The organism is Sinorhizobium sp. FG01 (assembly GCF_002531875.1).
Classification (GTDB): domain Bacteria; phylum Pseudomonadota; class Alphaproteobacteria; order Rhizobiales; family Rhizobiaceae; genus Sinorhizobium; species Sinorhizobium fredii_C.
Window position 1 is genome coordinate 104,672 of sequence record NZ_NWTB01000017.1, and the last position, 7,267, is coordinate 111,938.

At 65.0% G+C, this 7,267-nt stretch carries 7 protein-coding genes; 1 reads left to right on the forward strand and 6 read right to left on the reverse strand.

Annotated features, from left to right (window positions below; translation table 11 throughout):
• Nucleotides 1-23: 23 nt before the first annotated feature.
• Nucleotides 24-836: a PfkB family carbohydrate kinase gene (locus CO656_RS24495; protein ID WP_037416035.1), complete on the reverse strand. Its 813-nt coding sequence runs from the start codon at nt 834-836 to the stop codon at nt 24-26.
• Nucleotides 837-909: 73 nt separating this feature from the next.
• The gene (locus CO656_RS24500) at nt 910-1,923 is read right to left on the reverse strand and encodes an SIS domain-containing protein (protein ID WP_097527459.1); all 1,014 of its coding nucleotides are present in this window, start codon (nt 1,921-1,923) and stop codon (nt 910-912) included.
• Nucleotides 1,924-2,136: 213 nt separating this feature from the next.
• Between CO656_RS24500 and CO656_RS24505 the strand changes: the two genes are divergently transcribed.
• Nucleotides 2,137-2,868, forward strand: a complete 732-nt coding sequence (locus CO656_RS24505) for a GntR family transcriptional regulator (RefSeq protein ID WP_037416039.1) — start codon at nt 2,137-2,139, stop codon at nt 2,866-2,868.
• 4 nt (nt 2,869-2,872) lie between these two features.
• On the opposite strand, the gene CO656_RS24510 is transcribed toward CO656_RS24505, so the two are convergent.
• From CO656_RS24510 to CO656_RS30560, 4 genes are all read right to left on the reverse strand, one after another.
• Nucleotides 2,873-3,673 (reverse strand): potassium channel family protein, encoded by an 801-nt coding sequence (locus CO656_RS24510; protein WP_097527460.1) that lies wholly within the window; start codon nt 3,671-3,673, stop codon nt 2,873-2,875.
• Between the two features lie 66 nt (nt 3,674-3,739).
• Nucleotides 3,740-5,098 carry a sigma-54 dependent transcriptional regulator gene (locus tag CO656_RS24515; protein WP_097527461.1) on the reverse strand — a complete coding sequence of 453 codons (1,359 nt, stop codon included), beginning with the start codon at nt 5,096-5,098 and terminating at the stop codon, nt 3,740-3,742.
• On the reverse strand, nt 5,095-6,969 hold the full coding sequence (locus CO656_RS24520) for a sensor histidine kinase (protein ID WP_097527470.1): 1,875 nt from the start codon (nt 6,967-6,969) through the stop codon (nt 5,095-5,097). Before CO656_RS24520 ends, CO656_RS24515 begins: the two co-directional genes overlap by 4 nt.
• A 61-nt stretch (nt 6,970-7,030) precedes the next feature.
• Nucleotides 7,031-7,267, reverse strand: a 237-nt coding sequence (locus tag CO656_RS30560; protein WP_210202573.1) for a hypothetical protein, incomplete at its 5' end; no start/stop codon positions are given.

The following is a 7,267-nucleotide window of genomic DNA, read 5'->3' on the forward strand; positions in this document are numbered from 1 at the left end:
CGCGTTTAGGCGAGGCTTGAAACTCAGAGCGGCTGCGGCGCCTGCGGGAAGCCGCCGATATGGGCGCAGGTGAGGGAGGCGAGATCGCGTCCGGCCTGCAGGCATTCCGCAAGCGACCGGCCTTCCATCCGGGCCGCGATGAAGCCGGCGATGAAACTGTCGCCGGCGCCCGTCGTATCGACGACCTCGACGGGACGGATGCCGGCCGTGGCTTGCTCCCTGCCGTCGCTCGCAAGCGAGCCGCGACTACCGCGCGTCACCACGGCGAGGCGGGCACCGCGTGCCAGGAAATCGGCGGCGAGGCGCTCGGCCGCGGCGTCGTTCTCGCCGGCCGAGCCGAAGGCGATCGACAGCCCCGCGACTCCGAGGTCAGCGGCCGCGGCGTTGACGGAGACGTCCTGCGAGACGCTGACACCTCTCGCCGAGAGCGCGCGGCGCAGCGCGCCGCCATCGTCAAGCCAGCCGATATGGACATGATCCATGGTCTTCAGGATTTCCAGCTCGGCCGGATCCGGCCGATAGCCGGCGCAGACCCCGAAGTCCTCGTGAACGAAGATCCGGTCGCCGGCCGGCGTCACGTCGATATCCGTATAGGCGGTGTTGCCGTCGCGTTCCTGCAGGTGATCCAGCCTTACCGCATGTTCCTCGAGCAGGCGGCGCACCTTTGCGCCGTCGCCATCACGGCCGACGGCGCCGAAATAGAAGGACTGATGACCGAGCCGCGCGAGCTGCACGGCAACATTGACCGCATTGCCGCCGACATAGGACCGGGACAGCGGCGGACGAAACCGATCGATGCAGTTGTCGCCGACGGCGGCAAGGCGGAAGGAGGTCATGACTGTCCCTAAGGTTCACGCAAGGGGTGCGCGAGTGCTGTTGCAGGCGCGACCCTTCGTGCCGCTTGCCCGCTCAATAGGCTACGCGTTTGTAGTAGCGCCGCGTGGTTAGCGGATGGTTGCGCAGGACTTCGAGATGGGCGCTGATCCGTTCGAGCACCGTGGCAAGGACGATCGGCGAGACGAGACCGCGCACCTCCGGCGAAATGCCGGGCAGGTCGAATTGCGCCGTATCGAGCACAGTCAGCTTGTCGGTGTAGCCCCGCGCGAAATTTCCGACGCGATCGGCGAGCGGCCGCAGGCTGTCCTCGCCCTTGAAGAGAATGACGCTGACGCCCTTTTCGACGAGTTCCAGCGTGCCATGGAAGAAGTCCGAGGCATGCACCGGACGGGTGCGGATCCACTGCATCTCTTCGAGGATGCACATGCCGTAATAGAAGGCCTCGGGCCAGACGTTCCCCGCGCCGGTAACGATATGATAGTCCGAGCCGGCGAGAATCCTCGCAAAGCCCTCCGCCTTGTCCTCGTAGCTGCGCTTCACCTCGAGGAGCAGCTGCGGCAGCGTTTCCAGTTCGCCGACGATCTCATCGTAATTGTCGATCTCGCCGCGGTGGCGCAGGATCGACAGCCCAATGAAGAGCGATTGCAGATAGAAGGATTCGCAGGACGTGTCGTCCTCGGCGAAATTGACGAAGGGATGGTCGCCGCCTTTGCCGAGCGGCGTCTCCTCGTGGCCGACGAGCGTCAGCACCGTCGCGCCGGTCTCCTTTACCTTGGCGAGCAGCGCCACGCTTTCCTTGGTCGTGCCGGAGAGCGAGGGAATGACGACGATCGATTTTTCCGTCAGGTTGGCCGAGCCGGCTACCACCAACTCTGCGGCAAGATCGATGAAGACCGGAAAGCGCGATTTTCGCTGCAGCAATTGCACCGCCGGCTGCATCAAGATGGCTGCGCCGCCGGTACCCAGGAAGAAGATATTCTCGGCGCCCTTGTCGAGGCAACCCCGAATGACGGCGTCGAGGCGCGGCCCGAGGGCGACGGCGCCGGTCTGGATACGGAGAAATCTCTGTTCGTCAAAATTCAGCATGGTTCTCTCTCGATAAAGCACCAACGATCATCGCAGCGGCGATGTTGTAAGACAACTGACAACAATGAGAGCTTGTGTCAAGGGCCGCCGTGACGGAGAAAAGCAGATCGTCCCTGCTCGGGTTCGTGTCTTCCGGCTGAAATTGCCTGGCCTTGACCACGGCGGATTTGTCAGACAAGAAAGACTTAGTCTACGGGCGCTTTGGAGAGAGAATTGGACGAGCCGCTTCGCGATACGCGCACATTGGTGATCCAGCTTCGCGACCGCATCGCCGATTTGATCCGCGACGAGGCGCTGAAGCCCGGCGACAAATTGCCGACCGAGGCGCAGCTGACGCAGCGCTTCAAGATCTCGCGGCCGGCGCTGCGGGAAGCCCTGAAACTGCTCGAACAGGATGGGGTCATCTATGTGGAGCATGGGCGCGGCCGGTTCGTTTCGGCCATGTCGGCCGTCCAGGTGGACAGGCCGATCACGGTATTCGAGAGCGTCACCGACATGACGCGGCACTACGGCTACCAGACCCTCAACAAGGTGCTTTCGATCGCCGAAGAAATCCCCGACGCGCTGATCGCGAAACAGCTGAAGCTGGGTGAGGGTGAGCGCGTCGTCCGCCTCGAAAGGCTGCGGCTGCAGAAGGACGAACCGATCCTCTATTGCGTCGATTACATCCCGCGCGGCATCATCCCGAACCGTCTCTACGACATCGACTGGACCGGCTCGCTGCTCGACCTGCTCGATCGCTACCGGCACCGGCCGCGCATGTCGTCGGCGACCGTCTCCGCGGTGATGCTGCCTGCGGAGGTGATCGAACGGCACGATCTCAGGGACTTCGGGCCGGCGCTGCTCATTCGCGAGACCTGCTTCAGCACGGCCGGCGCGCCCGTCATCCACGCCATCGACTATCACCGCGGCAGCCATTTCACCTTCAGCTTCGCGCGCAAATAGGCGCTCAATCACCCTCGTCGGGGATATTGAGCAGGTGGCCGCAGGCCTTGCAATGCACGGCGTCGAGGTCGTGCCGCTGCAGCCCGCATTGCGGGCAAGGGAAGTTCACCTTGTGCGGCCGAACCACCGCCTGGGCGAGCCGGACGAAGAGCGAGATGCCGATGATCATCGTCACGACGGAGGTGAGCTTGCCCAATGTGCCGGGCAGCGTAATGTCGCCAAAGCCGGTGGTGGTGACCGTCGCCACAGTGAAGTAGAGCGCGTCGACGAAGCCTTCGCCGCCCTCCTGCGCGTAGAAGAAGGTGGTGTAGACGAAGCCCGTCATCATGAACAGGAAGACGAGAAAGTTCAGGCAGGCGCGCACCACGTCCTGAAGATGCGCGCCGCCGATGCGCCGCAAGCCTTCGCGCAGCAGCGGGCTTCTCCCGATCGCCCAGATCCGCATGGCTCTCAGGAATGCGAAATTGAACAGGAGGTCCGGGAACAGAAGGGTGGCGAGGATGACCAGGTCGATCCAGGTCATCGGCCTTCTGAGAAAGACACGCAGCGACGGAGCCGAAAGCGCGCGCGCCAGCAGTTCGGCGCCGATCCAGGCGGCGATCGTGTAGTCGATGATGAGATAGGTGGGGCCTTCCCGGAGATAGGGGCCCAAGATGAAGAAGGCGAGGATGCTGAGATCGATGAAAGCGAGAAGCGCTTGCCACCGCAGCGCCGACGGATCGCGGCCGCGTTCAATGCGCTGCAATGCGATCCGAAACGATCGGACATTGGTGGAGGCGGATCGCCTGCGCTCGGTCATATCCATGGGCTGGAGATAGGCTCGCGACGTTCGCCGTCAAGCACTTGCGGTCCGCGCATGCCCTGGTCGATCTCAGGATTCCTCGGCACCACGCCCATAGTCCGCCCGGTTGATCCCGTGGCGCTGCAGCTTGTCGTAAAAGGTCTTGCGCGGGATGCCGAGCGCCTGCAGGGTTTCCCTGACATCGCCGCGATGGGCGGTTAGCGCCTCTTTCAAAATATCGGCCTCGTAGCGCTCCAGCCGCTCGGGCAGGGTGCCGTTGCTCGGCACCGGCGGGGCGGCGGACTTGCCGGGATTGGCCTCGACCCCGAGTGCCACACGTTCGGCAAAATGCGAGAGTTCGCGCACATTGCCCGGCCAGGCATGCGTCATCAGATGGTCGCGAACCATAACGGAGATCTCCGGCACCTCCCGTCCGAAACGCTCCGAGGCGCGTTTCAGGAAATGCGAGAAGAGCAGCGGGATGTCCTCGCGGCGTTCGCGCAGCGGCGGAATCGACAGCGTCACGACGTTCAGGCGGTAGTAGAGATCCTCGCGGAATTCGCCGCGTTCGGCCGGGTCGCCGAGGTCGATCTTGGCCGCCGCGACGACGCGGATATCGACCGGGCGAACAATATTGGTGCCGAGCGGCGTGATCTCGCGAGCTTCGAGCACGCGCAGCATCTTGACCTGGGTTGCCGGCGGCATCGCCTCGATCTCGTCGAGGAACAGCGTGCCGCCGCTCGCATGCTCGATCCGGCCGATGCGCTTTTTGACGGCGCCGGTGAAGGCGCCGGGCTCGTGGCCGAAAAGCTCGCTTTCGATCACCGTTTCGGGCAGCGCGCCGCAATTCAGCGCGACGAAATTGCCGCTCCGGCGCCGGCTCCACTGGTGCAGAAGCGTCGCGACGACCTCCTTGCCGCTGCCGGTCTCGCCGGCGACCAGCACGTCGACATCCGTGTCGGCGATATGCCTCAGCGTCTGGCGCAGCCGTTCCATCACCGGCGTCTGGCCGATCAGCGGCAGGCTTTCCGACGCCGCTTCCGCTGCCTGGCGAAGGGCGCGGTTCTCCATCACCAGGCGGCGCTTCTCTTCAGCCCGCCGGGCGCTCTGCACGAGCCGGTCGGCTGCAAAGGGCTTGGCGATGAAATCATAGACTCCGTCCTGGATGGCCTGGACCGCCATCGGTATGTCGCCATGGCCAGTGACCAGGATCACCGGAAGATCGGCGTCGAGCTCGGCGATCCGCCGGAAGAATGCGAGCCCGTCCATGCCCGGCATGCGAATATCGCTGACGACGACGCCCTCGAAACCGGGGTCGAGTTTTGCGAGCGCCTCGGCCGCGCTGGGGAAGGGCGATACAGCGAAGCCGGCAAGTTCCAGGGTCTGCTGCATCGCCTTGCGCAGGTCGCGATCGTCATCGACCAGGAATACAGAGGGTGCGCGGTTCATGGCGCGTCGGCCTCCTTCAGTTGCACGGTGAATGTCGTTCCGGACGGGCTGCTGTCGACCTCGATCGTGCCGCCATAGTCGTTCACGATCTCTTTGGAGATCGCGAGACCAAGGCCGAGCCCTTCCTCCTTCGAGGTGTTGAAAGGGGTGAACAGCTCGTCCAGGATGTCGGCGGGGACGCCCGGTCCGTTGTCGGCGACGGTGAGCGCGATGCCGCCGGCCGTCTCCTCGCAGCGCACCCGGATCAGTGCGTCGTCGCGATCGCCGATCGCTTCCAGCGCGTTCTGCAGCAGGTTGATCAGCACCTGTTCCAGGCGGATGCGATTGCCGAGCGCCTTCAGGCCGTCCGGCGGCAGCTCGATGCGGATCGCGTCCATCCGGCCGGCAAAGCGGCTGCGTAAGAGCAGAAGCGCCCCCTCGACGACATCCTTCATCTCCGTCGGCTCGGCCGCGAAATGGCCCTTGCGGGCGAAGCGCCGCAACTCGTCGGTGATCGCGCCGACGCGTTCGGTAAGCTCGGCGATGCTCTCCATGTTCTCGGAGGCGATCGCGCTCTGGCCGCGGTCGAGGAAGGTGCGGGCATTGTCGGCATAGGCGCGGATGGTCGCAACCGGCTGGTTGATTTCGTGGGCGACGCCGGCGGCGACTTGTCCGAGGATCGCCAGCCGGTTGGCCTGCACCAGATCCTGCTGGACCGCCTGCAGCTTCTCGGCCGTCTGCCGGTGGTCGGCGATCTCGGTTTCAAGGCGGTCGCGGGCCCTGCTGAGGTCACGTGTGCGCGCCTCGACCTTTTCTTCCAGCTCGGTGCGCGCCAGCCGCTCCGTGGCCGATCGCATCGCCACCACCTGCCGCCGCCGCAGCAGAAATGCGGCCAGCGCCAGGAGCGGCACCAATGCGGCAAGCATGAGGAGCCGCATCTCCCGCGCCCCGGCCGCCAGCGCCACCTTTACCGGCGACAGTTGCTCGAGCCGCCAGGCGGTGGATGGCACCGGCGTCTCGACGCGCAGGAAGGCTTCGGTGCCGTCGCCGGGCAGCAGCGCCTCCAGCGTCGAAGAGCCGTCCGGCTGGTCCTCTATCCGATGAAAAGGCAGCGGCAGTAGCGGCGCGTCGCCGAACTGCAGGCTTTCGCGGATGTCGGCAAGCCGGTCGTCGGGGATCGGCCGCGTCGTCATGAAGCGCCAGGAGGGCAGGCTGGTGATCAGCACGATGCCGCGCCGGTCGGTGACATAGGTCGGCTTGTCCGTCACCCGCCAATCGGCCTCGACGCCGTCGAACTCGAGCTTGGCGACGATCACGCCGAGCGGCCCGTCCGGCCCGTCGACACGCCGCGATATATAGAGGCCGGGCCGCCGGCTCACCGTCCCCATGGCGAAATGCTCGCCCTTGCCGTCGCGCATCGCCAGGCGGAAATAGTCGCGGAAGGCATAGTCGTTGCCGACGAAGCTCGTCGGTTCCCGCCAGTTGCTGGCGGCGACGGCGACGCCGTCGCGGCCGATCAGATAGACGACGGCCGCCTCCGCACTTGCGGCAAGGCTTTCGAGCTTGCGATTGATCGGCTCCAGCGACTGCGGGCTCGGCGAGGCGAGCGCCTGGCGAATGGCGGTATCGTCGGAAAGAACGAGCGGCAGGGCCCGCTGCCGCTCGACCACCGCCCTTAACAGCGAGACTTTCAGGCTGGCGTCGAGCCGGCTCTGTTCGGCAAGGTCAACGAGCGCCTGCGATCGCCCATATGCCCCGGCAAGGTGGAGACCAGCGACCAGAAGCATGAGCGCCACGGCCGCAAACAGCAGCCACGACTGCCGCGACCGGCGGCGGAGCGCGCCCAGATCGTCCGTGCCTGACGGGTATTTGGTCATGGCGGCATTGTGCATGTTTTCGCCCGGCGTGCCAGCCGGTTTGTGCGGAAATCCGCACAGGCCGATTGCCCGTTCTTCACTCTCTCCAGAAAACATCAAGTGTTTCAAGCCTGTGCAGAGCCGGCAACAATCTGGCACGCCCGTTGCAAACAAGCTCCACAAGGCAGCCGCTGCTGTCGATCTTCGGAAGAGTGGCCCGGGAGGCCCGGCGCGTTGCCGGACTGGGCGCGTCCCAAGTGGAGGATATCACATGATCATCGAGCATTCCGCGGAGGTCCGCGGCAAGACACCCTTTTACCGCCATCTCTATGTC

Bases quoted from the DNA above. Each gene is read 5' to 3' on its own strand.
- CO656_RS24495 (WP_037416035.1), bottom strand. From the start codon at position 836: ATGACCTCCTTCCGCCTTGCCGCCGTCGGCGACAACTGCATCGATCGG.
- CO656_RS24500 (WP_097527459.1), bottom strand. From the start codon at position 1,923: ATGCTGAATTTTGACGAACAGAGATTTCTCCGTATCCAGACCGGCGCC.
- CO656_RS24510 (WP_097527460.1), bottom strand. From the start codon at position 3,673: ATGGATATGACCGAGCGCAGGCGATCCGCCTCCACCAATGTCCGATCG.
- CO656_RS24515 (WP_097527461.1), bottom strand. From the start codon at position 5,098: ATGAACCGCGCACCCTCTGTATTCCTGGTCGATGACGATCGCGACCTG.
- CO656_RS24520 (WP_097527470.1), bottom strand. From the start codon at position 6,969: ATGCACAATGCCGCCATGACCAAATACCCGTCAGGCACGGACGATCTG.